This is a genomic window from Nostoc sp. CENA543, from assembly GCF_002896875.1.
GTDB lineage: Bacteria > Cyanobacteriota > Cyanobacteriia > Cyanobacteriales > Nostocaceae > Trichormus.
In genome coordinates, this window is record NZ_CP023278.1 from 4681175 (window position 1) to 4706921 (window position 25747).

Here is a 25747-nt window from a genome sequence, read left to right on the forward strand (position 1 = left end):
CAATAGTCAATGGTCAGTAGCATTAGTCATTAGTGTTTTTCTGTTCTATTCTCAATTACCAATGCCCAATGCCCCATTCCCTATTGTATTATTTGTAAACTGTTTGAGTGTTTTAACTCAGATAGGTTGGTATTACCTGTGCAGAATAATACTGTGGTGATTTCTGCAATTAATACCTCGGCTAAATCTTGGAGTGCTGTTTCTGATTCTACGGCAGCTTTGAGGAAAGGCATAGCCAAGCCTGCGATATCTGCTCCTAGTGCGATCGCTTTGGCGACATCTAAGCCATGACGCAAACCACCGGAGGCGATGAGGGGAACATGGGGTGCGATCGCTCTAATACTGGTAATACATTCGGCTGTAGGTATTCCCCAATCGGCAAATGTCAGCCCTAAACGTCTTTGTAGTGCGTTTTCTGCCCTTTCTCCTTCGACTTTTGCCCACGAAGTCCCGCCTGCTCCCGCTACATCAATGGCTCTCACCCCTACTGCTAATAGCTTTTCGGCCATTGTGGCGGAAATACCGTTACCTACTTCTTTGGCAATTACTGGCACTGGCAATTTAGTGCATAATTTATCTATTTTGTCAAGTAAGCCCCGAAAATTGGTATCGCCTCTGGGTTGAATAAACTCTTGTAGAGGATTAATATGCAAAATCAAAGCGTCGGCTTCTAACATATCAATGATTTGCAGACATTGATCTAAGCCGTATTTGTAGTTAAGTTGTACAGCACCAACGTTAGCAAACAACAGAATATCGGGTGCAAATTGACGCACTGCAAAGGTATCAGCGACTTGGGGTTTTTCTACTGCTACCCGTTGTGAACCGACACCCATCGCTAATTTATAGGTTTGAGCGACTGCGGCTAAACGCTGGTTAATCATTTTTGCTTGTTCTGTTCCCCCAGTCATGGAGGAAATGAGCAAAGGTGCGTTGAGGGTTTTACCGAAAAATCGCGTTTTGATATCGATGTCTTCACGATCTAATTCTGGTAAGCAACAATGAGTGAAACGATAGCGTTCTAAACCGTTAGTGATTTCCTGACACTGGACATCTTCTTCTAAACAGATGCGGATGTGATCTGCTTTACGTGACTGAATGGGGATGGATGTGTTATCTGTAGGGGGATTCACGGGTGGGTATGATTTATAGCTTGCGATTACTATTGTAAGTGGGTCTGCTAAGTTGTACAGGCGATCGCAAATTTCCCATAAGCTAAACTGCAAAAGCAAATATCAGTTAGCATCATTAGCAGTAGCTTTTTTAACTTTAATTTGAGTTGACATTGCTTCTCTAGTTTGCAGGTGTGCTTGTTCCAACTTGTAACTGAGCCAAACAAAGCTGCTACCAAAAGAAGTAATGGTAATGAGACAAATAGTTATTAATAACCTCACTTGAGAACGGAGAGATTTAATTTCTTGTGTTTGTTCTATCAAGTTTATAGATGATGGCGGTTGAATTTGGGAATTTTCTACTATTCTTGCGGCTGTTTGTGGCGCAATACTGGCAAATTTTACCTGCTCATATAGCCAGTTAGTAATTAATTGCGGACAGTTTTTTTTAAACCATTGCCAAGCAATCATCCGAAATACAGGTTTAGAAAACTTCGCCATCATTTTCAAGAGTCTATTCATGCTACGGGAACGGACTTTCTGATTAATGAGGTTCGTGGCTCCTACATCATATAGACAATCTAATATTAATTTAACCGTTGTTTCTTCTCTATATGATAAGTTTTCTAGCAAGAGAAGTACGTCATGAATACGTTCTTCCGTCATGATTTGCTCTGGTGATTTGGACGGTAAATTGACAAGCTGATGATTGGAAGTGTTCATGACATCTAAAACTAGTTAGGTTGGTATATTAAGTCTGATTTGACGACACTAATTTTTCAAAAAATGCGTTTGATATACTGACGTAGTTTCTAGAAAGTAATTAAAAGTCTCACCGCAATATACTTATTTCATCGCTGACCTGCTAGATAAGTACAATTCGCTATATTAAAATTTGTGTTTTTATTGAATTTTGACTACAGTAGTGAGCCTGAAAAAATTGGTATATTCACGGAATCGCTATTTTTAGACCATATTATTTGTTTGCTATTCCCGTATTGTTCAGAAAATTTACTGGTTTAAGCACAAAGGTATATTTTGAACACCAATAATATTATACACCATAGATTGGGATGTACTTAACTGTCTGTAAGCATCTTAATGTTAGGATTAATTGTCATCTAGATAAGATAAAGGAGATTCTTAAAGTTAATATTTGATGTCTAACGTTTGGTTATTTTCGATTTATTTATATTTCGCTGGTAGAGGATGTTTAAAAAGGACTTTTATTAAAGTTTCCATCCCTCAGCCAGATTTATTAGTTTAAATGATTGGCGTTTATCGTAAATCAGAGGGTTTAAGACCCCTACGTCTATACGTAGCATATTTTCAGTGGGGGTTGAAATCCCCGACTGAAAATGTCTTTAATTTTGAATTTTGAATTTTGAATTGTTAAACCCTATACTTATTACATTCAAAATCTGACTTAACCTTATATCTTTTCCTTTCTGAAATATAAAATCATCCATCTATGGTGTAATAAATTTTCCTGATATATTATGATTTTGATGTCCAGAACCCCGATTTCTCAAAGAAGTCGGGGAGCTTTTAGATTACAAATGATTTAAGACTGCCATAACAGAAAATTCACATGTATTAATAGCGTAGTTAGTGAATAGGAAACAAAGGTGTACCTAGCTTTGCAGCAATCAAATATGATTTCTACTATCAGGAAATTTAATAATCATTGAATATAACCAAATTAAATCTAATTCTTAACCTAATCTTAAAGTAATTATAGTTACTAATCCTAGAAACTCAAATTAGTGTTGGCGATATGGTTTGATCTGTGCGTTGGTGAAAGTAGAAAAAATCACAGCAAGTTTAACTTTACGCCTCCCACTATCCCTTAGACTAGGGGCAGCAACTTTGTTAATATTGGTCGAGGAAAGTGGAAAGTGACGGAAACGAACAACTTAAACTCTGCTCTTCAGGACGTTTCACGTAGAGAATTGCGCGATTTAGTCAGGACTCAGCTGCGAATGCTATTGGAAGCAGGAGATTTGCAAGCAGCTAAAGCTATTCTCGTACCTGTGCAGCCTGCGGATATAGCTGAGGCGATAGAAGGTTTACCAGAAGCGATGCACGCTTTGGCGTTTCGTCTACTTTCAAAGAGTGAGGCGATAGAAGTTTATGAATATCTGGACTACAGCGTTCAAGAACGATTAATTGAGGAATTGAAAAGTCAAGAAGTCCGCGATATTGTTGATCAGATGTCTTCCGATGACCGTGCTAGGTTATTTGATGAATTACCAGCGAAAGTAGTCAATCGGCTATTAGAACAACTCAGTCCTGTCGAACGCCAAGCTACGGCTTTACTTTTGGGTTATGAAGCTGGTACGGCTGGACGCATCATGACTCTGGAATTTATCGCCCTGAAAGATAATTTTACGGTATCTCAAGCCTTAGAACGGATACGCAGTCTCGCTAATGCGAGTGAGATGATTTACTATCTCTACGTCACTGATGCAGCTAGAAGTTTAACGGGGATTGTGTCTTTGCGAGAGTTAGTCACATCTCAACCAGAACAGATTATTGGCGATATCATGACTCGTGATGTCATTTGTATCCATACTGATACAGACCAAGAAGAAGTGGCTAGATTAATTCAAAGATACGATTTCTTAGCTGTACCCGTAGTAGACAAGGAAGAACGTTTAGTAGGTATCGTCACTGTTGATGATGTCATTGATATTTTGCAACAGGAAACTACTGAAGATATCTACGCTGTGGGTGGTGGTGTGCAATCTAGTGGTGATAACTATTTTCAGATGGATTTAATGCAAGTAGCCCGTAAGCGAGTTTTATGGTTGTTTGTCTTATTAATTACCAATACAGTTACAGGTACGATTATTAAATCTCAAGAAGATATTTTGACCAAAGTTGTCACATTAACGGCGTTTATTCCCCTACTGACTGGTACTGGTGGTAACGTCGGCGCGCAATCTTCAACGGTGGTGATTCGGGGGATGAACACTGACGAAATCAGAAGCTTGGGGACTTTGCAGGTGATTGGGCGGGAAGCGATCGCGGGTGCATTACTAGGTGGTATGTTAGGTAGTATTGCTACAGTCTGGGCTTTCTTTTTACAAGGACGATTAGAAGTTGCGATCGCGGTTGGTAGTAGTTTAGTAGCTATTTCTGTTTTAGCTTCTGTTTCCGGTTCAGCACTGCCATTTTTGTTTCGCTTCTTGCGTTTAGATCCAGCCTTGATGTCTGCACCGTTTATTACTACAGCCGTTGACGTTTTAGGTGTGTTAATCTACTTCAACTTGGCACGAGTGATTTTACAGTTGTGAGTTGTGAGTGGTGTTAGCGGTAGCGCGGCGTTTAGCCGGTGCTGAGTGGTGAGTGCTGAGTAATGAGTAATGAGTAATGAGTTTTTCTTGTCTGCTTCTGTCACCTGTTCCATGTCATACCAATTCACTAAAATCATGAGACAGATCCAAATCCAGAAATCCTTGCAACATATGGATTTTTGGATTTTGAATTTTGAATTTTGAATTTTGAATTTTGAATTGGTATCACCGCAACTTCTACAGTTCTGATGGTGTATCTGGAGCGATAATTTCACCAGTACCCATTTTCAAAATCTTGTCTTGTTCGGTAATTAATTCACTCAATTCTTTAACTTGTAAATTCATTTGTTCGCAGGCTTGTCGAAGTTCGCGTGCGAAGGTGTTAATATCTTCCCCGTAACCGCATTGATAGGCAGCAGTTTCAATTCCTTGCTTGGCATTTGCCCTAGCGCAGTCTACTAAGTCGGTTCCATGCAATGGTTTTGCAGATGCCATAGACCTTTGTTGTTAACTTTGCTTGTGTTGTCCTTTAGCTAAATTAGCAACACGACAAAATGAAATCATCCTTCTGTTGACAGACAAAAATACTATCTTTAGGTGTATTAAGCTTGAGTTTTCTTGATGAAGCTATAGGAATCAGATTTAATTTCGGCGATGTTCTTTCCCTGGTTACAGGATGTTATTCAAACTTGGTGCGAAGATCATAAATTATGAATATAGCGTTTCCTAGTCTGCTGAGGTACAAATCTCTGCGTACCTCTGCGCTTTACTCCGCGCCCCTGTGCGTTTCAAAATATTATCTGTACCTCACTTAACTGGAAATCGCTATAATATCCAACTCTAACTACTAACCAGTACATTCATGAACAAAACAACAAAAAACAGATTTATAGCTGGGATGACTGATGAAGATTGGTTTAACGTAGGGAAATCTGATGCTTGGGCGGGGAAATCCAAAGTACCACCAGAACAAGATGCTCAAGCTGCTAGTATGTATGACCTTGGTTACAGTGAGGGAGAGATTACACATCCACCAACTGAAACTAAAAAAGATGATAATTAATACGTCTCAAAGTTTAAATAACACTTCATCAGAACAAGAAAATACTAATTTAGGGACTTCCAGAAAATAAATTATCCAATTTCCGATATAAGACATTGTTATTTTTCCCCCTGCTCCCTGCCCCTCTGCCTACACAGTGATAGTATATTTTTTAAGTTGTAAGTCCCTTAAGGCGTGCCTTTTCATGACTGACTTAGCTTTGCCAAGAAGCATACAAAATATTTTAGAAAAATACACTGAGCCAGAGGCTATTTTTCCGGCAATCTTGCCAGCGATTGGAGAAGTGTTAGAATGCGATCGCTGTTTTTTGTACTTGAGAAATCCTCAAACTCGGTTTGCTAAAATTGCCTATTGCTGGCGAAAACATCGAAATATTCCCGATATTACAGAATCGGCATGGAAGTTAGAGCCTTCATCATTACCCCAAGAAGACCCTTTGTTTGCCGCAGCACTACGGGCTGAGGCTTCCATTTACGTTGAAGATGTGGAAACTGCTAGTCCAAAAGTGGTAAATAAAGAATTTGAGCGGAAAAATTTGGGACATCGGGCATTAATTCATGCTCACCTGTGCCAAGATGGTCAACTTTGGGGAATTTTACAGCCTAGTGTCTTCGGTAACAAGCGAATTTGGTCAGATTTTGACCATGCTATTATGACTCAATTGGAAAATAAATTAACACCCTTAGTCATCACCTATATGACAAAAGAAAAATCACTCTAAATTTATCTATGGTGATGTTTCTGCTGCTTCCTGAAGTTTTAATTGGTCAATTACAGCAAAACGAATATCGCGTTTTTCTGCAATTAATTTTATCCCTGGGTGCTGAAGATTTAAAAAGTCTAATCCCTTTTCTTTACCACTAATTAAAAAGTCACTAATGGCGATTTTGTAGGTGCGTTTGGGGTCAAGTGGTTGACCTTGAATTAACCAATTTTGAGAATTCGCTTCCTGACTAATTTTAGCTGTTTGCAAATAACCACCAGTCCCTTGATTGGCTTTTCCTTGATTTAATACTTTTTGTAAAAGTTCGCCATTCATCTCTACCGCCACAACTTTACCGCCAAAAGGCAAGATGCGAATTATGTCGTATTGGGTGATGGGGCCTGGTGGTATCACATCATCAATACGAATTGAACCACCATTAAACACGGCTAAATCTGCGTCAGGGACTTCTTGTAACATCGCCTCAGCAATTAACTCTGTCAAATTTGTCGATTTGTTGCGGACGCTGGATTCTAGTCCATCTAAAGCAAATGTGAGTTGAGTAATTACTTGACTGGGGTCAAAGCCATTGGCAATAAAGGCTTGATAACCTTTTTCTAGCCACCCTTGCACCACCTTTGCTGTTTTTGGTTCTTCAGGAATCTGATCTGTAATTGGGACTAAGCGAGAGTTAATTACCAGACTTTTTTTGACAGTATCGTAATTCAATTGATGAACGTAAACTGTACGTGCATTAGCATCGGCTTTAAAAATCGGTGTAAAATCTCGACCCCGCCATTGTTGAATATTTTCATGTTCATGACCACCCAGAATTACGTCTATTTCTGGTACAGTTTCGGCTAGTTGGCGATCGCTGGCAATTGATAGATGGGTCAAAGCTACGATAATATCAACTTTACCTTTGAGGCTATTTACCTGCTGTTTAGCTGTGGCGATGGGATCTGTGTAGCTGACGTACTTTGGTTGATTGCTGTTGAGGGTGACACCGATTAATCCTACCCTAACTACAGCCCCGCGATCGCCTTTGACATTAAATACTATTGTCCGGGGAACACCTTTAAAGGGTTGGCCTGCACTATCAGAAACATTACTTGATACCCAACGAAACCGCGACTCTCGCAATCTTTGATAAAACAGGTTTTCTGGTAGGTCAAATTCGTGATTACCAAAAGTCACATAATCTACACCCAGGGTATTCATCACAGCCACCATTTGCTGACCTGCTAGGGGTGTACCGTTGATTTTAGCAGTTCCTAAAGCCGAAGGACTCAGAAAATCTCCAGCTAAGACTGTGTAGGTGCGGGGGTTATCTTGATAAAGTTGTTGTCTCAGGGTGGCGACACGGGCTAAACCACCACGCGTCCCTCCTTCCACTGGCGTAATTTCGTAGACATCGTTAAGTTGCAACAGGTTAATCTTGACAATTTCCGCCAGCACTGGGGTAGTTAAAGTTACTGTCGCCAATATTTGTAAAATTACACTGCAACCAAAATAAATAAGTTTCATATTTAGCTGGCAAAACCATTAATCTACGGAACTGATTTTACTCATAATTCGCCCAGATCTTGCCATCAGAAAAGAATGTTGATTTTTGTATCAGTCATAGTTACCAAAACTGTAACGACGACCACAGTAGAGCCTGCTGAGGAATATTCTAAGTAATTAACAACAGCAGATGTAACAGCAAAAATTCAGTGTGAGGAGTTAGTCATGTCTAGCCGCATTCCGTCTCAAGTTTGGCAAAAAGTTAGTATTGCTACACTATTATTATTAATACCATCGGTGGGAATAGCGATCGCTCGTCAATCTGTTACTGTCGCCCTACCAGCAAATCTAACTCCTCCCAGAATTAGCTCAAATACCTCGATTCTTCCTCGTCACCCCGACTATCAAGCACTCCAGGCATTAGTTCAAAAGTATAGTTGTACTGTCTCTGTACAAAACTTTGGCAAAGTTGCTATAACTCGCACAGAATTTGCCACAGTCTTAAATGCCTGTATAAATCGCAGCCAAGAGTTAACTGCAAATAACCCCAACGCCGTTAGCCAAGCCGATATCCAAACCCTACAACGCTTACAGGCACAATTCGCACCAGAGTTAGCAGTTCTCAACGTTAAGCCAGATGAATTAGTAGAAGATAGTACCATTACCGGCAGTCCGACAACTAGAAAGCTGACTCCAGCTAGCAAACCCAAGTTGGCACTTCCTAGTGTGCCTCCTCAAAATCAACTTGTTAACCGTTCCAATTCATCTTATTACGGCACAGTTACTGCTGAATCTCAGCCCAATAGCCAATTCAACACAGAAAGTTACAACCGCATTGATGATAATCCTTTTCGCCGCGTCAGTAATGAACCCCTTTCCACCTTTTCTATTGATGTAGATACAGCATCCTACAGCAATGTCCGTCGATTTCTTACCCAAGGCACATTACCACCTAAAGATGCAGTGCGAGTTGAGGAACTAATTAATTATTTTCCTTATAATTATCCCCAACCACAAGGCGATCGCCCTTTTTCTGTGACTACAGAAGTGGCTAATGCCCCCTGGAATTCTCAGCACAAGTTGGTACTAGTGGGTTTGCAAGGTAAACGCCATACCAGTGCCACTTTACCACCCAGCAACTTAGTATTTCTGATTGATGTCTCCGGTTCGATGGATCAACCAGACAAATTGCCCTTGGTGCAGCAGTCCCTGAAATTGCTTGTGAATCAACTGCGCCCCGAAGATAAAGTCAGTTTAGTAGTCTACGCCGGCAATGCTGGATTAGTCTTACCAGCTACCCCTGGCAGTCAAAAAGCCAAAATTTTGGCAGCAATTGACCGTTTGCAAGCTGGAGGTTCTACGGCTGGGGGTCAAGGTATTGAGTTGGCATACAAGATAGCTAAACAGAATTTCCTCAAATCAGGAAATAACCGAGTAATTTTAGCTACCGATGGCGATTTTAACGTCGGGGTTTCTAGTGATGCCGAACTCACACGATTAATTGAACAGAAACGAGACCAGGGAATTTATCTCACGGTCTTGGGATTCGGTACTGGTAACTATAAAGACTCAAAAATGGAGCAGTTAGCGGATCGGGGTAACGGCAACTATGCTTACATTGATACTTTATTAGAAGCCAAAAAAGTTTTAGTCAATGATCTGCGGCAAACTTTGTTTACCATTGCCAAGGATGTGAAAATTCAAGTGGAATTCAATCCCGCAAAAGTGCAGGCCTATCGCTTAATTGGTTATGAAAACCGCCTTTTGCAAAACCAAGACTTTAACGATGACCGCAAAGATGCAGGAGAAATTGGGGCTGGTCATTCTGTCACCGCACTTTATGAAATCATTCCCACCGGCATCACCAGCGATGTGAAATTACCACAGATAGACCCACTACGATATCAGCGTCCTGGTGCAACTACCACTGATATTGGCGCGAATGAATTAATGCAAGTGAAACTGCGCTATAAATTGCCCCAAGCCAACACCAGTCAATTAATCACCCAAACCATCCAAGATAGTGATTTGCAAAGCACTCAAACACCGTCTACCAATTTTAGATTTGCATCTGCCATAGCTGCTTTTGGTATGGTGTTGCGTGACTCTGAGTATAAAGGTAATGCTAACTATAGCTTGGTGATGAAATTAGCCACGCCAGCAGTCGGGGAGGATAAGGAAGGCTATCGGCGTGAGTTTATTCGTTTAGTAGAACAAGCTAATACTATTGCGCTGGAGAAGTAATACCAATTCGCAATTCGCAATTCGCAATTCGCAATTCGCAATTCGCAATGGACTTCGTCCCGCTTCTCTACGAGACGCTACACGTAGCTTGCTTCCACGGAGTGGTACGCTAACGCAATTGATAAATCCTGACTTGACAAGAGTTTCTGGGTTTGGATCTGTATCAGAATTTTAGTGAATTGGTATAACTGAGGATTGGGTGACAAGGTAGACAAGGTAGATTTTACTCCAATACCCAATGCCCTATGCCCTATGCCCTATTCCCAATGCCCATCAAAACCTATTTTGATACTCAATTACAGCCCGGCTATCATCTTCTAAATTAGTGGAAGCACGCACCCGAATTTTATCGTTAATGCGGTAATTAATCCCCCATTGGAAGGGGTCATTGGCTGTCAAAATCTTAATACTAGAAATTGACAATTTTGTAGAAAGATCCACGCCGGCTTCAGCCGCTAATTCAATAGAAGAACCACTTTTACCGGCTTCGGGATTATCGGAAATTACTGTGGGGAATATCCTCAACTCACTTAACCCAAAGGCTGTACCGATTTGGTTAAAGGCAGACTGGAAATTATTAAATACTGCTGAACCGGCAATATTAATGATACCCAGGGTGCTATCACCCCCTCCTTGGGCGTTGGCAAACCCACCACCCAATAAGGCGACAATTTCGTTTTCGCTGCGGGAGGGGCTGCTTCTTAATTCTAGGCTTTGGTCAAGTTTGCTGGCTTGTCCTTTGACGTTAGCTTCTACCCGCACTGTTTCTAATGCTGCTAAACCGGTGGGACTTAATCTACTATCACTAAAGTTACTGTCTTGGACGACATCCAAAACTTTCGCAAATAGTTGTACATCTAAATCGGGGTCACGGGGTTGATTGGCTCTAAAGGTGGCGGTATGTTTATAACCGCTAGCTAGTTTAAATTGGGTGGTGAATAGGTTTACGCCACCGTCTTTTAATTGGATAGTGCCTACGGGAATGGGATCAGCGAAAGTACCACTGACAATCAAGTTACCTGTGGCGCGGAAACTTAAGATAGGTGGACGGGTAATTTGCAGATTTTTGCCTAATTCTAGTTCTAAATTATTAAAGCGCGCGATCGCATTTGCACTATTTACTTCTTGTTTGTCTTGTTTGTCTTGTTTGCTTAGTGAGATGCCATTATTGTTATTCTGCTGCTGGGTATTAGTGGACTCTGCTAGCAAGACTTGACCATCATAGAGGCTGATTTTACCGCCAATCGCTGGTTTGAGGGCAGAACCTGTAATTTGTAAGTTACCACTAGCCCCGCCTTGATACAGTCCCTTCAAGTTTAAGTTTAATTGCTCTAGTTCCACTGTGAGGGGATTATTAATTGCCAGTTCGGTGTTAAAAATGGGTATTTCCCCTGCGGCGGCGACTTGGCCACGGCTAAATCGACCTTGGAGACTTTCTACTAAAACACGGTCAAAATCGAATTGAATTTTACCGGTGACGCGTCTGACTTTCCCTGGTAAAGCTTGAGCTGAGAAAGTGGCATCCTTCACAGTGGCAATCCCATTTAATATGGGTTTTTGTCTAGTTCCTCTGACTGTTAAGTCAATTTCACCTTCTCCTTGTTCAAAGGCGATTTGGTTGGTTAACAGGTTTAATAATGCCAATCCTTCGTTCTGCACTTTCACATCTAAGCTGATTTGGTCGCTATCGGGATTTGTGGTGGCGAAGGGCAATTTATAAGGAATACTGCCATTGATGTTGACTGGTTGCGGCCCCGCAATGGCAACGATACTACCAAAGTTCAGGCGACCGTTGGCGTAACTAAAACTGGCGTTGGCTGATTCTATGGCTTTGTCGTTGAGTTTACCTTCAGTAATTTGCAGTTCTCCTCTAGCTTGGGGGTTGCCAATACTACCTGCTAAAGCTGCCGTACCACTCAGATTACCAGTGATGCCAATGGGCAGTCTGACAAAGTTATTCAGCACCTCTATGGGGAAATTATTCACCCGTAATTGTCCTGACTGGTCTGAGCCGCCAATGTTACCAGCAAAAGCTACAAGACTATTAGCTGATTCAATGCGTAATGGTCGCACTTGTAACACCCCATTGGCAAAGCTACCTTCAGCGATGATTTTGTCAGCACGATAGAAACGGTTTTCTTCTTCTTCTTTACCCCAAGTAAAGTTCTGTCCGTTCAAATTGAATTGAACTGATAAACCTTCTGGTGTACCCGTGTCTAAAGCCACATCGCCGCTAAAGGTTCCCTGTAAATCTGCTAATTCGGGAATTGGGGAAGCGGTGCGTTGTTCTTCTCGGTCAGCTATGAGGCGATTAATTTGGGCTAGACGTTCGATTTGGTCAAGTAAAGGACGATTAGGTAAGCCTTGGGGTGCGGTATTGAGGTCGGCTGCACTACCGTAACTAGGCGGCGAACCGTTGTTTTGCAAATCTTGGATGTCAAAAATTTGGGCTACAGTGAGTACGTCTTGGATATTGCCTTGGCTAACGTTGAGTTTACCTTGGATTCTTGGCCCTTGGGCAGTTGGGGCAAGATTGCCAGTGAGGGCGTAACGACTATTGCCTTTAATAAATTCACTACTGGTAATGCTAGCTGTGCCATCACTATAACGGAATTGCGCCGCCAAGCGATCGCCTTTAATTCTGCCGATTTCTGGTTTGGCGATCGCTAAGTTGGCACTAGTCGCAAATGTGCTTTGATTAAATTGGATATCTCCTGTTAAATTACCTGCGAGTTTCCCTGCACCCAAACGCAGATTTGGTGGCGGTGATACATTCAAAATTTGTAAGGGGAAGCTAGCAACTTGTACACTCCAGTTATCCCCCTTAACTTGACCCTGGGCTGAGGCTTGCTGCCATTTTACTAAGAAGGATTCGGGGCGATTATTGGCATTGAGATTTAGGGCGATGCGGTCATTATTGCCTCTCAAGTCTAAATTTAAACCTTGTCCCTGGGCTGACTGCACACTACCCTTAAGTACAGGTTCAAAGGCAATACCCTGGACTGCTAAATCTTTTAATGCCAATTGTCCAGCTACATTCGGTAACGGTAATTTCCCAGTCACCCGACCGTTAAAATCTAACCTACCTGCCACCGCTACCTGATTGGGTAAAGTCACAGGTAATTGTTGTAAATTAAAGTCTTGGGCTTGGATATTGAGATTTAAGGCGGTAATTTCTGGGATACCTGGTCTATTGGCGTTGGCGGCTATTTGTCCACTCACGTTTAAGCCTGGTGCCGTGGCTTGCTGAATTGTCAACTGTTCGCCATTCCAAGCCAGGGAAGCGACTAAGGGGCGTTCTAGTCCTGGTAAACCTTGGGATAACTGCACCTGACCCGCAGCTTCAATATCTGCTAATCTCGTGGAACCCAAATTACCTGCTAATTGCAGTTGTCCGCCTAATTGTCCCCGCAGTTGTTGATTAAAGCGGTTTAACTGCACACCTGTAGCTGCCACTACGGTTTGATAACGACCGTTAGCCAGTTGAATATTAGACGCTGTAACTTGACCACCTGCGACATTTAACTGTCCTTGACCTCTGGCTTGGATACTGTTGAGACTGAAAGAATCTACACTACCAGCAACATTTAATTGACCAGTTAAATTACCTTGAAATTGGGGCGGGACAGTAGCCAAGCGTTGCACAGGGACGTTATCGGCTTGGATTTGGGTTTGATAACGACCGTTAGCCAGTTGGATATTAGCGGCGGTAATTTTACCCTGACCAACATTGATGCTGGCTTGTCCACTGGCTTGGATGGTTTTAGGACTGAAGGAATTGACACTGCCAGAAACGTTTAACTGTCCTGTTAAATCACCTTGTAGTGGAACCTTGGCCAAGCGTTGCACAGGGACGCTGTTGGCTTGGATTTGGGTTTGATAACGACCGTTAGCCAATTGAATGTTAGCGGCGGTAATGGTACCGTTACCGACATTAATTTTGGCTTGTCCACTGGCTTGGATGGTATTGGGACTGAAGGAATCTATACTACCGGCAACATTTAATTGTCCGGTTAAATTACCTTGTAGGGGTACAGCCGCTAAACGTTGCACAGGAACATTATTTGCTTGCACTTGGGTTTGATAACGACCGTTAGCAAGTTGAATATTGGTGGCGGTAATTGTGCCATTACCTACACGTAAGCGGGCTTCTCCGTTGCCTTGGAGAGTTTTCAGATTCAAATTTTCTCGATTGCCGGCGATTTGAAATGTGCCATCTAGGGGGTTAGCTAAGGCTGGGGGAGAATTTTTGAGGACGTTACCCAGACGGACATTATTAGCGATGAAACGGGCGGTGAAGTTTTTGTCTTGTAATTGAATACTCGCGATCGCAATCCTACCACCACCAATCTGCACCCCCGCATCTTGGGAACGAATATTGACGATTTGGAAAGGTTCAGCCGTCCCCGCGAGAAGGAAACGACCGTTTAATTCTGTCCCCGCCAAAGAGATATTTTGCAATTGATTGGGGTTGACAAAGGGTTGTAAACTCACCCTGGAAGCTTTGGCGACAGCTTGCCAACGCTGATTGACAAAACTCCCACTACCTTGAATCGTCCCCCCACCTACCCGCGCCACCACATTGCGAAAATTAATGTTACGATTAGCACCAACTATCACTTCCCCCGTGGTAGGATAAACTGCCTGTGGTGCGGCAAATTGGACGAAAGTCTGGCTATTGGTAGGTGTACCCGTCACCCTGGCTGTAGCGTTAACACTGCCAATTTTTACGGCCACATTAGGATTATAGAGTTTAGCGATCGCATCTCCAGCCACTTGATTGGCGGCAAAACTCAAATCGAGTTGGGGATTTTTTCCTAACTGAATAATCCCACCGCCTCTAATCTCACCACCGACTGAAGTTTCTCCCAGAACGTCTTCCAACTTCACTACAGCATCCTGGGTGTTGAATGCAAAGTTACTACTAACTCTTTTAAAATTAATCTTATCAATTTGGGCAGTTTTCACAGTGGTGACACTACCCAAGAGAACGGGGTTATCAACATCCCCTACCACCTGTAATTTCGCCTGTAATTGTCCAGCCACAGGTACAGGCAGTTTTAATTTTAAAGTTTCTTGGGCTGTAGCGACACTCACCCCATTAATGCGCCCAGCTAACTTAAAGCCTTTAATACTATCAATAATTCCCGCCGCCACTAGGGGAATTTTGCCGTAGTTAGTAGTGAGATTTTCGAGTTTAATTTCTGTTCCCTGAAAATAAATACTACCTTGGCTATTAATAAACGGTTGTGGTACGCGGGGAATTTGCAGCGTCACCCCTTCTAAATCAGCACTACCATACAGTAAAGGCTTCTGTTCTGGCGCGAGTTGAATTTTTAAATCACCATTCACCCGACCTGTTTGTAATTCCAGGGGTAATTTTATCAATTGGGTAACGTGTGCAGCCAGCATTTTTTCTGCTTGCACCTGTATATTCGCCACCAAAGTTTTAGGACGCACATCCCCAGCCAAGGTAATGTTACCGCCAGTCTCCGCCTGACCTTGGACTGCAAATTTCACCAATTGGTTATTTTCTAAAAATTGAGCAGATCCCAAAAGTTGCGAAAAAGCGATGGGAGAAGCCGCAACATCTTCCTTATCTACCTTGTCTGCTGGTTCCCCAACTTCCGCCACCTCTTTCTTTTGGGGTAACAGTACCAAATTGCCATTCCGCAGACGCAGTGTATTTAAATCAGTTTTAATTGCTCCCGCCTCTCCTGGAGGAGCTAAGGTTGTAGTAATCCAACGCCCTTGATTATCCTGTTCAATGTAGGCATCAGGATTAACTAAGGTAACATCCAGTTTTAGTTGACGATTAAAAATTAACAGCCAAGGATTAAAAGTAACTTCCACCGCATCGACTTCCGCCTTATCGGGGTCTGTAGCTGTCGGAGGGATAGAAGAAGCCCCAAAATTGACCCCTGTGAGCGAAAATTGACTAACCTTACCCAATTTTACGGGGCGGTTTAGCGTATTGGTCAGACTTTTTTCTGCTAAAGGCGTTAATTCATTCTGCACGAAAACCCATAATCGCCAAGCACCGCCGATTAAACCTAGCAGTAAAATACTGCCCAAGGTAATACCACCACGTTTCAAAACCCGCAACCATAGACGCTGGCGGTCAGAATTACCGGACTGATGATCTTGAGGGGAAGAATTACTCATGTGGCTTCACTTCTCTTTTCCTGAACGTGGTAGGCACACTACTAGCACTATGGGCATATTACTACGCCAATACCAAGATACAAACCAATCTCATCCTTTGGCATTCGGATGAATGCGTAGTAGTCATTAGTCATTAGTCATTAGTCATTAGTCATTAGTCAACAGTCAATAGTCAACAGTCAATAGTTATTACTCATTACTCATTACTCATTACTCATCACTCATCAGTTTTTCTTCCCCTACTCCCTTGTCTCCCCTGTCTCCCTTGTCTCCCCTGCCCCCTGCCCCCCTGCCTCTTTTCCCCACCCCCCTACACCCTTACACCCCTACACCCCTAAACTTATAGATATACATAACAATGTAAGGACGGATGATTACGCCAATGCGGGTTTTTGTGTTGATTTTTAACGCTAATACGGAAAATGAGGGGATTCATACAATTCAGGTGGGCGATCGCAATAAAATTCTGATGTTTGAATCTCAAGATGATGCTATCCGTTTTGCCCTGATGTTGGAGGCTCAAGATTTCCCAACTCCTACTGTGGAAACAATGGATGCTGAGGAAATCAAGGAGTTTTGTGAAAGTGCTGACTATGACTGGGAAATTATCCCAGAAAATAGCGACCTTGTCATTCCTCCAGAGATTAATGTTGAAGAAACTGATTGGCAGCCCGATGGGCAATATGATGATAATTACGAGGATGGTTTAGACTTCGATGATGTTCCACCTGCGGAGGAAACGGAATTTTCTGCGGCTGAATTAGAAAAGATTCGCCGCAAATTAGAAGGATTGTTGTAACTTAGTCATTTAGTCATTAGTCAATAGTCCATAGTTGATGGGCGATGACACAGATAACAACGAACGCGCAGGCTACCATAAATGACAAATTTACAAGAACGTGGGCATTTATTGACAGAACAAGTCAATCCTTTGAGCCTGAATTTAGACCAGCTCAGTTGTTTGGAGTTGGTAGAGTTGTTTAATAGTGAAGACTATAAAGCAGTAGAGGCGGTAGCGGCGGCTAAGGAGGAGATAGCCCAGGCTATTGCACAAACAGCCGCCCGTTTGCGTCAGGGTGGACGTTTGTTTTACGTGGGTGCGGGAACAAGTGGACGCTTGGGGGTATTAGATGCGGCGGAATGTCCCCCAACTTTTTGTACGCCACCAGAGTTAGTTCAGGGGATTATTGCTGGTGGTGCTGGGGCTTTAGTACGCAGTTCTGAGGATTTGGAAGATAGGGCGGAAGACGGAGATAGCGCGATCGCTCAACGTCATGTTACTCAGTTAGATGTAGTGGTGGGAATTACCGCCGGTGGGACAACTCCTTTTGTTCACGGTGCTTTAAATGCTGCCCGTCAACGGGGGGCATTGACAATTTTTATTGCTTGTGTTCCAGCCGAACAGGTGAGTTTTGAGGCGGATATTGATATTCGCTTGTTAACAGGGCCGGAGATTTTAGCCGGTTCTACCCGTCTCAAAGCCGGTACAGTCACCAAGTTGACTTTAAATATCCTATCTACTGGGGTAATGGTGCAATTAGGCAAAGTTTACGGCAATCGCATGGTGGATGTCGCAGTCACAAATCAAAAGTTACGCGATCGCGCTTTACGCATCTTACAAGACCTCACAGGTTTAAGTCGAGAAGCTGCTGGTTATCTTTTGGAACGTAGCGGTAAATGGGTGAAACTGTCATTATTAATGCACTGGACTGGTTTAAGTAAAGAAGCTGGGGAACAGCTTTTATCAGCCCACCAAGGTAATCTCAGAGAAGCTGTCGCTAGTCATAAGAATACTTAGTAAATTTGAGTGCTGAGTGTTCAGCACTCAAAACTTCTGAAAATGAATAAATTAAAGTTATCTACCCAATTGACTTAGTTAATAATGTGGCTTTAACTACGCTCTTGATGGGAATTAGTGGGATAGACTAAACGAGTATCTTTCATCTAAATATTAACTTTCACTTATTCACAAAAGAGGGTTACTAATGACTAGAGAAGGGACTAAGGTTATTCTATGGGAAGAACAGCAAAGAGACTATATCAAGAAATTCTATGATTTACAATTTATACCCAGAGTTGGAGAGGAAATTTATCTCAGAAAGGAGAGTTGGAAAGTCACGAGAATTGAACATGATATAGAAGTAGATGAAGTTAATATCTACATGGAAGTAATGAAAAAGGGTAAGCAGGATAAGGATAGGGACAAAGATAAGGATAAGGATAAACCTTCAGTCAAACACAATGAATGATTCAGCCTTCACTATTTTTATTATCTTTGGGAGCATCTGGATTTTAATGGCGACAGTAGCAGTAATTGCGCTTTTCAAAGCAGATGGGCAAGAAATTCGTTTCGGTAAGACGGGAATTATCATTACTTTGTCTATTATTCTTCCCATTATTATCACTCTTGCCTATGCTGCTTGGAGAGGTACTTTCTAAAGATTTGTTTTAATAGCTCGTGCATCTGCAATGACTTCACAAAATCAACGCCTTCAAATAAATTTAAATTTATCGCTCGAATTATATAAAACCATTGATAACTTATCACAGCAAATTCATGGCGATCATGCTGATGTTTTCCTCAAAGCACTAGCACTACTAGAAATAGCTGTAGAAGCCAAGCAGCAAGGTAAACATCTCTGGATTGTGGATGATAATCAAAATCTGGACACTGAAATTTCAGGCATCTAATACCCATTTTAGATTTTAGATTTTGGATTTTAGATTTTGGCTTGAAAATCGAGATTTAGAAGATATTCTATAAATTTATAACAATACTACTTATACCAATTTGGTATAACCAATATGGCCAATATTAAGTATTTAGCAGAGATAATTGCCACCAAGGGTGAAAATCCGCTAATTGTCTCAATCATAAATCAAAATTCTCAAGCGGACGCAGAACTTGATCGTCAGTTGCGAGAATTGCAATTTAGGCAAGAACTAAGAAAAGACTGGATTTTATTTATAGTGAGAGATTTAGTGATATTTTCTACTACTATCTTGTTTATTTTGCTAGTTAGTGGTTATGCTTTATTTATGCACATTTATCGATAAAAATATATTTATTTAATGTAGTAATAACAAAAGGGTAAATAATTAAAAAATTGTATTAATAACTTTAGGTTTTAAGAAAGGACTAAAGTCCTTACTACAAACTTGATTATATTATTTATATAGCGTTTACTAGTCTGCCGAGGTACAAATTTATCTGCGTTTCTCTGTGTTTATCTGCGTTTAATTATTGTCGTTTGTAATTCATTAGGGTTAAAAGACTATAGCATATTAAAATTCTGAATATTAGTTATAATCATACTTTCGCTTACCTCCTAAAAATATAGTGTTTAAATTGCCAATTGGTTGATATTGATGATGTTTATAAATTACCGAATATAATTTGTGATAATCATCACAAATTAATAATTAAAGAATGTTGTCAACGCACATTTAAATATTTTGTATAGGCAATATACTGAAATTGCAAGCAAGGATACATTATAGAAGAGTTATTTTTGCTAATCAAACTTTTTTAAAAAAATGTTGTAATTACTTTTGACAACTAGTGAAAAAATCCTTAAGCTAATAGATAGGACTCACTCACTCAACAACCAACGGCAATTTTGTTAGGTAAATTAAAAATCGCTGTTGTAGCTTATCAGTATGAACAAATGAATTAATCTCAATCATTGACTATAAATAATAGCCTCACTTAATTGACAACAAATAGGCAAATTATAACGTAGCCAGATGTCGCCACGACTATCTAAAAATCAATTCTGGTTATGCAGGTAAGCCTATGTGGATGTGAGTGAATGTCGAGTATTGAGATGTTAATGAGGTGCGATCGCTATGCCAAGGAGAGGAGAATGCTTGATTATCTTACATCGTTGAACGATCACAATTTACCCTACCCAGACACAATACATCCCATCGTTGTTCACTTTGTAATTGCGATGGTGTTGTTTGCATTTGTTTGTGATCTGATTGGTTATTTCACAGGTAAAGCTCGGTTTTATGAAGTGGGTTGGTGGAATTTATTTGTTGCTACCATTGCCATTTTTGTCGCCATTATTTTTGGTCAGTTTGAAGCTGGCTTGGCTAAACCCTACGAAGTAGCTAAATCTGTACTGAATTTGCATACCTTAATTGGTTGGTCATTGTCAGGTATTATCGCCGCCATGACAGCTTGGCGATATGTTCTCCGGGCGCGTAACCCCTACAAAATCCCTATCCACTACTTAGGAGTAGGGTTAATTTTAGCCTTAATTGTAGGTGTTCAAGTTTATCTCGGAGATGAACTGGTTTGGGTCTATGGGCTACACACAGTCCCAGTTGTAGAAGCTGTTAAGGATGGTATGCTGCCATGAACTCAGAACTAATTGAGCAATTAAATATCCAATTAGGAGCGAACGGATTACCTTACACAATTCCGATTCATCCCAACCTGGTGCATTTGACTTTGGGCTTATTCATCATCGGTATTACTTTTGATATCGTTGCTGTGCTTTTCCCTTTTCAAAAATGGGTGTTCAAATTTTTGGGAATGACAGTTGAACGGGAAAACCTGTTTGATGTTGGCTGGTACAACATGGTAGGTTCGACCGTCATCACCTTTTTCACAGTGGCCGCAGGCTTTTATGAAATGTTTCTCGCCACACCTACCCCTGATATCAAAAGTGCTTGGGGACTAAAAGCCATGCAAACCATGATGTGGCATGGGGTAGGAGGTGTATTTCTACTGGGTTTAATTGCTCTCATGACTTTATGGAGAGCATGGCAGCGTTATGTTTGGTCTGAAGACCAAGACCAACAAGTGCAGTGGTGCTATTTAGCTACAGGCGTGTTCATCATGTTCATCATGTATCTCCACGGCACTTTAGGAGCGCAATTAGCAGCTGAATTTGGCGTACACAACACAGCCGATAGCTTACTGCGTTTAGGTGAAGACCTCAATAACGTCCTCAAGTAAAGGGAGAAGTAACGGAGAAATTGAGGATGTTGACTATTGACTATTGACCCTTGACTCTTGACTATCAACTATGAAATTTCGGACATTTTTCAATATTTTTACGCTGATAGTAGGAGCGATCGCGATCTCTACTGTTAGCCTGTGGGTAGGTAAACTCGCCTATTCCTGGTTGCCTCCCCAAGCGGCGGCTGAATCTCACTTGATTGATGATTTATTTAGCTTCTTGGTCACTCTAGGTGCTTTCATCTTCCTGGGTGTAACTGTGGTTTTGATGTACTCTTTGTTATTCCATCGGGCGGAAAAAAATGACTGGAGTGATGGCCCCCACATCGAAGGTAATATCACCCTAGAAGTAGTTTGGACAGCTATTCCGATTTTCCTGGTATTTTGGATTGCAGGTTATAGCTACCAAATCTATGAACAAATGGGGATTCAAGGCCCCACAGCCTTGGGACACCTACACAACCCAATGGAAATGAAGTCAGCTTATGCTGCTACCGATGATGAAGGTGGAGTAATTGCAGCTGAACCTAGTGAAAAAATTGACGTAATCGCTAAACAATGGGCGTGGGTTTTCCACTATCCCGATAAGAATGTTACCAGTACCGAATTGCATTTACCAAGCGATCGCCGTGTGCATTTAGCCCTACATTCCCAAGATGTACTCCACGGCTTTTACATCCCTGCATTCCGTCTTAAACAAGACATTGTTCCTAATCAAACCATTGATTTTGAATTTACCCCCATCCGCGAAGGCGAATATCGTCTAACAGACTCTCAATATAGCGGTACCTACTTCGCCACTATGGAAGCAAATGTGGTTGTGGAGTCTCCAGAAGACTATCAAAAATGGTTAACTAAAGTCGCTACTCACAAACCCATGCCCGCTTATAACCAAGCTGCGGCTGAATACGCCCAAAGCAGTAGTCAGCCAGTCAAAACAGGCTGGGAAACCGTCGCACCTGCTGCCGCACCTTTAGTTAATTACCCAGGCTAAAAGGAACATCAACACATGACCAATATCCCTATTGATAGGCTCGATCTCCCTGTGGAGAAGCCTAACCACGGACACGGATCTGGCGGTGGCTGGAAAGAGTATTTCAGCTTCAGCACCGACCACAAAGTTATCGGTATCCAATACCTAGTTACTTCTTTTATCTTCTTTCTCGTCGGCGGTATCTTCGCCATGATTTTGCGGGGAGAACTCATCACCCCTGAATCAGACTTAGTTGACCGCACCGTTTATAACGGGATGTTCACTATGCACGGTACAGTGATGCTGTTCCTGTGGACATTCCCTTCCCTTGTGGGTTTAGCTAACTATTTAGTCCCCCTAATGATTGGGGCGCGGGACATGGCTTTTCCCCGCCTCAACGCCGCCGCCTTTTGGATGGTTCCCGTCGTAGGGATTCTGTTGATGGCGAGCTTTTTTGTTCCCGGTGGCCCGGCTCAAGCTGGTTGGTGGGCTTATCCCCCAGTGAGTCTGCAAAACCCCACCGGTCACTTAATTAATGGCCAAGTGATTTGGCTGTTGGCAGTGGCGATTTCTGGTGTGTCCTCAATTATGGGGGCTGTCAACTTTGTTACTACTATTGTCAAGATGCGTGCGCCAGGTATGGGCTTCTTTCGGATGCCTTTATTTGTCTGGGCAGTATTTAGCGCGCAGATTATCCAATTGTTTGGTTTACCTGCCCTGACAGCCGGTGCAGTTATGTTGTTACTCGACTTGACTGTCGGTACTGGCTTTTTTAACCCCACCAATGGCGGTAATCCGGTGATGTTCCAGCATTATTTCTGGTTCTACTCTCACCCTGCCGTTTATGTGATTATTCTGCCCATTTTTGGGATTTTCTCGGAAATTTTCCCAGTTTACGCTCGTAAACCTCTGTTTGGTTACAAAGTAGTTGCCCTGTCTTCTATATTGATTGCGGTAGTCAGTGCAATTGTCTGGGTACACCATATGTATGTCAGTGGTACACCTGCTTGGATGCGGATGGTATTCATGCTGACTACCATGTTGGTATCTGTACCGACTGGGATTAAAGTATTTGCTTGGGTTGCTACTATCTGGGGCGGCAAAATTCGCCTCAATACACCCATGCTGTTTGCTTTGGGTGGTTTGATTATGTTCGTGTTTGCGGGTATTGTTGGCATTATGCTTTCTTCTGTACCCGTGGATATTCACGTTAACAATACCTATTTCGTTGTCGGACACTTCCACTATGTCCTCTATGGGACAGTGACAATGGGGATGTATGCAGCCATCTATCACTGGTTCCCCAAAATGACCGGTAGAATGTACAACGAAGGTTGGGGTAAAGTACATTTCTGGTTAGCATTTATCGGTACTAACCTCAACTTCTTACCCATGCACCCATTAGGATTGCAAGGGATGTTACGCCGAGTTGCTTCCTACGCACCAGAGTATGAAGGCTGGAATATTGTGGCTAGCTTAGGTGCATTCTTGTTGGGTATGTCTACATTACCCTTTATCTTCAATATCCTAGTTTCTTGGATGCAAGGTGAAAAAGCACCTGATAATCCTTGGCGCGCTATTGGTTTGGAGTGGTTGGTTGCTTCTCCTCCACCAGTAGAAAACTTTGAAGAGATTCCAGTTGTGATTTCTGAACCTTATGGTTACGGTAAATCAGAACCCTTAGTGGCAGAAGCACATAGTCATCAACATTAGGGAAATGCAATTGCGGAAGGATTTCCAGACGAAAAGAACGAGCTTCTTTTTGTCTGGTGTTTCCCTAAAAGAACTTACAGTACACAACTCATAATTGCACCGATGGATAGCTATATTGTTCCCGATGATTTACAACAATCGTCGCATCATGCAGGCGGCGAACACGGCCACGACGAAGAAGGCAATAAAATGTTCGGTTTTATTGTGTTCTTATTGTCTGAAAGTGTCATTTTCTTGAGTTTTTTCGCTGGCTATATTGTCTATAAACTCTCTACCCCTAATTGGCTACCACCTGGCATTTCTGGGTTAGAAGTTAAAGAACCAGCAATTAATACTGTGGTGTTGGTTGCTAGTAGTTTTGTGATTTATCTGGCAGAAGTCGCCCTCAAACGCCACGATTTACGGATGTTCCGTATTTTCTTGACTACAACAATGGTTATGGGTGGCTACTTTTTGGTAGGACAGGCCATTGAATGGAGCAATTTAGAGTTTGGTTTTACTTCCGGTACATTTGGCGGGATGTTCTACCTGCTGACGGGTTTCCACGGTTTGCACGTTTTGACTGGAATTATATTGCAGTTAATCGTGCTGTTGCGCTCTTTTGTTCCAGGAAATTACGACAACGGTCACTTTGGTGTCAATGCTACTTCTTTGTTTTGGCACTTCGTCGATGTGATTTGGATTGTTTTGTTTATCATGCTTTACATTTGGCAGTAAAACAGATTAATCCTGTAGCCGAATACCGATTTTGTGGCTAATAGCAAGAAAATGGGCTATTAGCCAATTATTTTGCAAATTTTGGTTTTATTATCGGTTATTTGGTCTTGAACAAAACGCTGTAATTGGCTCACAATGATTTGTAAAATTACTTAGGCGACTTGAAAATTCTCCGCTTCTTCCATTGGTTCATAACCCTGAGTTAAATGCTCAATGGCTTTATCGATTAAGTCTAAACCTTGCTGGACGGTTTCAATGACGCTTAATTGTCCCCGTAATTCAGCCGCACCAACAAAACCTTTAGCGTACCAAGTCATATGTTTACGGGCTTGACGTACACCGCGATCGCCTTTATATTCCCATAAAGCCTGTAAATGATCTCTGGCACATTCGAGGCGTTGCATGGGAGTTGGTGCTGGTAATAATTCGCCAGTCTTGAGGAAGTGGTCGATTTCTCCAACCAAAAAGGGATAACCCAAAGTCCCACGGGAACACATCACACCATCTGCGCCAGTCTCCTCTAAGCATTTGACAGCCGCTTCCACTGAGAAGATATCACCATTACCAATGACTGGGATGGAAAGTGTTTCTTTGACACGGGCTATCCATTCCCAGCGTGCATTGCCATTGTACCCCTGTGCGCGGGTGCGTCCATGCACAGTGATCATTTCTGCACCTGCGTCTTCCATACGCTTGGCAAAATCAAGGATAGTGATTTCTTTGTCATTCCAGCCAATGCGGGTTTTGACTGTCACTGGGACATCAACAGCTTTGACAACTTCTCGCACGATAGCTTCTGCGACTTCCGGCTGTCGCAACAGTGAAGAACCGCCACCATTTTTAGTAATTTTATTTACCGGACAACCCATATTAATATCAACTGTATCCGCACCTTCTGCTACAGCTTTGATAGCGGCTTCAGCCAGAAAATCAGGGCGACAGTCAAATAACTGAATGCTAATTGGGCGTTCGTTGGGGTCTACTTCCATGATTTTGGGTAGTTGCTTGACGTAGTGTAACCCTGTAGCGTTCACCATTTCGGTGTACATCATGGAATCTGGTGCATAGCGACGCACCAACCGACGAAAAACCATATCTGTCACCCCAGATAAAGGTGATTGCAGAACTCGACTTTTGACGGCAAATGAGCCAATTTTCAGGGGTTGGGAGAGTCTAGCTTGCAGACTGGGAGACAGAGTAACCATGTGAGGGACTGGGGACTGGGGAATAGGGACTGGGTTAAAAGACTGCTGGGATATGGCTTCTCTAAATGTTTTATG

Annotated in this window: 21 protein-coding genes; 15 read left to right on the forward strand and 6 right to left on the reverse strand. The window is 42.2% G+C overall.

Annotated elements, in window-relative coordinates:
• Nucleotides 1-80: 80 nt before the first annotated feature.
• Together fni and CLI64_RS19475 are read right to left on the reverse strand one after the other, a co-directional pair.
• Nucleotides 81-1133, reverse strand: a complete 1053-nt coding sequence (gene fni / locus CLI64_RS19470; RefSeq protein ID WP_103138752.1) for a type 2 isopentenyl-diphosphate Delta-isomerase — start codon at nt 1131-1133, stop codon at nt 81-83.
• Between the two features lie 102 nt (nt 1134-1235).
• The gene (locus CLI64_RS19475; protein WP_103138753.1) at nt 1236-1835 is read right to left on the reverse strand and encodes a hypothetical protein; all 600 of its coding nucleotides are present in this window, start codon (nt 1833-1835) and stop codon (nt 1236-1238) included.
• A 1175-nt stretch (nt 1836-3010) separates the two neighbouring features.
• On the opposite strand from CLI64_RS19475, the gene mgtE reads away from it, so the two are divergent.
• Complete coding sequence (gene mgtE, locus CLI64_RS19480; protein WP_103138754.1) at nt 3011-4411, forward strand: magnesium transporter; 1401 nt, start codon at nt 3011-3013, stop codon at nt 4409-4411.
• 237 nt (nt 4412-4648) lie between these two features.
• Here mgtE and CLI64_RS19485 read toward each other — a convergent pair whose 3' ends face one another.
• Nucleotides 4649-4906 carry a hypothetical protein gene (locus tag CLI64_RS19485; RefSeq protein ID WP_103138755.1) on the reverse strand — a complete coding sequence of 86 codons (258 nt, stop codon included), beginning with the start codon at nt 4904-4906 and terminating at the stop codon, nt 4649-4651.
• Nucleotides 4907-5273: 367 nt separating this feature from the next.
• On the opposite strand from CLI64_RS19485, the gene CLI64_RS19490 reads away from it, so the two are divergent.
• Nucleotides 5274-5474, forward strand: a complete 201-nt coding sequence (locus tag CLI64_RS19490; RefSeq protein WP_103138756.1) for a hypothetical protein — start codon at nt 5274-5276, stop codon at nt 5472-5474.
• A gap of 184 nt (nt 5475-5658) precedes the next feature.
• Nucleotides 5659-6195: a GAF domain-containing protein gene (locus CLI64_RS19495; protein WP_103138757.1), complete on the forward strand. Its 537-nt coding sequence runs from the start codon at nt 5659-5661 to the stop codon at nt 6193-6195.
• Nucleotides 6196-6201: 6 nt separating this feature from the next.
• On the opposite strand, the gene CLI64_RS19500 is transcribed toward CLI64_RS19495, so the two are convergent.
• On the reverse strand, nt 6202-7704 hold the full coding sequence (locus CLI64_RS19500) for a bifunctional UDP-sugar hydrolase/5'-nucleotidase (RefSeq protein ID WP_103138758.1): 1503 nt from the start codon (nt 7702-7704) through the stop codon (nt 6202-6204).
• Nucleotides 7705-7908: 204 nt separating this feature from the next.
• Between CLI64_RS19500 and CLI64_RS19505 the strand changes: the two genes are divergently transcribed.
• On the forward strand, nt 7909-9927 hold the full coding sequence (locus CLI64_RS19505) for a VWA domain-containing protein (protein WP_103138759.1): 2019 nt from the start codon (nt 7909-7911) through the stop codon (nt 9925-9927).
• 273 nt (nt 9928-10200) lie between these two features.
• Here the strand turns inward: CLI64_RS19505 and CLI64_RS19510 are convergent, their stop codons facing one another.
• Complete coding sequence (locus CLI64_RS19510) at nt 10201-16092, reverse strand: translocation/assembly module TamB domain-containing protein (RefSeq protein WP_103138760.1); 5892 nt, start codon at nt 16090-16092, stop codon at nt 10201-10203.
• Between the two features lie 370 nt (nt 16093-16462).
• On the opposite strand from CLI64_RS19510, the gene CLI64_RS19520 reads away from it, so the two are divergent.
• The 11 genes from CLI64_RS19520 to CLI64_RS19570 all read left to right on the forward strand — a co-directional run bounded on the left by CLI64_RS19520 (nt 16463) and on the right by CLI64_RS19570 (nt 24467).
• Nucleotides 16463-16891: a DUF3110 domain-containing protein gene (locus CLI64_RS19520; RefSeq protein WP_103138761.1), complete on the forward strand. Its 429-nt coding sequence runs from the start codon at nt 16463-16465 to the stop codon at nt 16889-16891.
• 81 nt (nt 16892-16972) lie between these two features.
• Nucleotides 16973-17890, forward strand: a complete 918-nt coding sequence (murQ, locus tag CLI64_RS19525) for an N-acetylmuramic acid 6-phosphate etherase (protein ID WP_103138762.1) — start codon at nt 16973-16975, stop codon at nt 17888-17890.
• Nucleotides 17891-18077: 187 nt separating this feature from the next.
• A complete protein-coding gene (locus CLI64_RS19530; protein ID WP_103138763.1) occupies nt 18078-18341 on the forward strand; it encodes a hypothetical protein in 264 nt (87 codons plus the stop codon).
• Nucleotides 18334-18531, forward strand: a complete 198-nt coding sequence (locus CLI64_RS19535; RefSeq protein WP_103138764.1) for a hypothetical protein — start codon at nt 18334-18336, stop codon at nt 18529-18531. The genes CLI64_RS19530 and CLI64_RS19535 overlap by 8 nt, the downstream gene beginning before the upstream one ends.
• Before the next feature lie 30 nt (nt 18532-18561).
• On the forward strand, nt 18562-18783 hold the full coding sequence (locus tag CLI64_RS19540) for a DNA-binding protein (protein ID WP_103138765.1): 222 nt from the start codon (nt 18562-18564) through the stop codon (nt 18781-18783).
• Between the two features lie 114 nt (nt 18784-18897).
• On the forward strand, nt 18898-19149 hold the full coding sequence (locus tag CLI64_RS19545) for a hypothetical protein (RefSeq protein ID WP_103138766.1): 252 nt from the start codon (nt 18898-18900) through the stop codon (nt 19147-19149).
• 809 nt (nt 19150-19958) lie between these two features.
• Nucleotides 19959-20459 carry a DUF2231 domain-containing protein gene (locus tag CLI64_RS19550; protein ID WP_103138767.1) on the forward strand — a complete coding sequence of 167 codons (501 nt, stop codon included), beginning with the start codon at nt 19959-19961 and terminating at the stop codon, nt 20457-20459.
• The gene (locus CLI64_RS19555; RefSeq protein WP_103138768.1) at nt 20456-21061 is read left to right on the forward strand and encodes a DUF2231 domain-containing protein; all 606 of its coding nucleotides are present in this window, start codon (nt 20456-20458) and stop codon (nt 21059-21061) included. The genes CLI64_RS19550 and CLI64_RS19555 overlap by 4 nt, the downstream gene beginning before the upstream one ends.
• A gap of 70 nt (nt 21062-21131) precedes the next feature.
• Nucleotides 21132-22058, forward strand: a complete 927-nt coding sequence (locus tag CLI64_RS19560; RefSeq protein WP_103138769.1) for a cytochrome c oxidase subunit II — start codon at nt 21132-21134, stop codon at nt 22056-22058.
• A gap of 15 nt (nt 22059-22073) precedes the next feature.
• On the forward strand, nt 22074-23750 hold the full coding sequence (ctaD, locus tag CLI64_RS19565; RefSeq protein ID WP_103138770.1) for a cytochrome c oxidase subunit I: 1677 nt from the start codon (nt 22074-22076) through the stop codon (nt 23748-23750).
• A gap of 102 nt (nt 23751-23852) precedes the next feature.
• A complete protein-coding gene (locus CLI64_RS19570; protein ID WP_103138771.1) occupies nt 23853-24467 on the forward strand; it encodes a heme-copper oxidase subunit III in 615 nt (204 codons plus the stop codon).
• Nucleotides 24468-24619: 152 nt separating this feature from the next.
• Here CLI64_RS19570 and dusB read toward each other — a convergent pair whose 3' ends face one another.
• Nucleotides 24620-25672 carry a tRNA dihydrouridine synthase DusB gene (gene dusB, locus CLI64_RS19575; protein WP_103140798.1) on the reverse strand — a complete coding sequence of 351 codons (1053 nt, stop codon included), beginning with the start codon at nt 25670-25672 and terminating at the stop codon, nt 24620-24622.
• Between the last annotated feature and the right edge of the window lie 75 nt (nt 25673-25747).

Bases quoted from the DNA above. Each gene is read 5' to 3' on its own strand.
- CLI64_RS19475 (WP_103138753.1), bottom strand. From the start codon at position 1,835: ATGAACACTTCCAATCATCAGCTTGTCAATTTACCGTCCAAATCACCA.
- CLI64_RS19485 (WP_103138755.1), bottom strand. From the start codon at position 4,906: ATGGCATCTGCAAAACCATTGCATGGAACCGACTTAGTAGACTGCGCT.
- CLI64_RS19490 (WP_103138756.1), top strand. From the start codon at position 5,274: ATGAACAAAACAACAAAAAACAGATTTATAGCTGGGATGACTGATGAA.
- CLI64_RS19495 (WP_103138757.1), top strand. From the start codon at position 5,659: ATGACTGACTTAGCTTTGCCAAGAAGCATACAAAATATTTTAGAAAAA.
- CLI64_RS19500 (WP_103138758.1), bottom strand. From the start codon at position 7,704: ATGAAACTTATTTATTTTGGTTGCAGTGTAATTTTACAAATATTGGCG.
- CLI64_RS19505 (WP_103138759.1), top strand. From the start codon at position 7,909: ATGTCTAGCCGCATTCCGTCTCAAGTTTGGCAAAAAGTTAGTATTGCT.
- CLI64_RS19510 (WP_103138760.1), bottom strand. From the start codon at position 16,092: ATGAGTAATTCTTCCCCTCAAGATCATCAGTCCGGTAATTCTGACCGC.
- CLI64_RS19520 (WP_103138761.1), top strand. From the start codon at position 16,463: ATGATTACGCCAATGCGGGTTTTTGTGTTGATTTTTAACGCTAATACG.
- murQ (WP_103138762.1), top strand. From the start codon at position 16,973: ATGACAAATTTACAAGAACGTGGGCATTTATTGACAGAACAAGTCAAT.
- CLI64_RS19530 (WP_103138763.1), top strand. From the start codon at position 18,078: ATGACTAGAGAAGGGACTAAGGTTATTCTATGGGAAGAACAGCAAAGA.
- CLI64_RS19535 (WP_103138764.1), top strand. From the start codon at position 18,334: ATGAATGATTCAGCCTTCACTATTTTTATTATCTTTGGGAGCATCTGG.
- CLI64_RS19540 (WP_103138765.1), top strand. From the start codon at position 18,562: ATGACTTCACAAAATCAACGCCTTCAAATAAATTTAAATTTATCGCTC.
- CLI64_RS19545 (WP_103138766.1), top strand. From the start codon at position 18,898: ATGGCCAATATTAAGTATTTAGCAGAGATAATTGCCACCAAGGGTGAA.
- CLI64_RS19550 (WP_103138767.1), top strand. From the start codon at position 19,959: ATGCTTGATTATCTTACATCGTTGAACGATCACAATTTACCCTACCCA.
- CLI64_RS19555 (WP_103138768.1), top strand. From the start codon at position 20,456: ATGAACTCAGAACTAATTGAGCAATTAAATATCCAATTAGGAGCGAAC.
- CLI64_RS19560 (WP_103138769.1), top strand. From the start codon at position 21,132: ATGAAATTTCGGACATTTTTCAATATTTTTACGCTGATAGTAGGAGCG.
- ctaD (WP_103138770.1), top strand. From the start codon at position 22,074: ATGACCAATATCCCTATTGATAGGCTCGATCTCCCTGTGGAGAAGCCT.
- CLI64_RS19570 (WP_103138771.1), top strand. From the start codon at position 23,853: ATGGATAGCTATATTGTTCCCGATGATTTACAACAATCGTCGCATCAT.
- dusB (WP_103140798.1), bottom strand. From the start codon at position 25,672: ATGGTTACTCTGTCTCCCAGTCTGCAAGCTAGACTCTCCCAACCCCTG.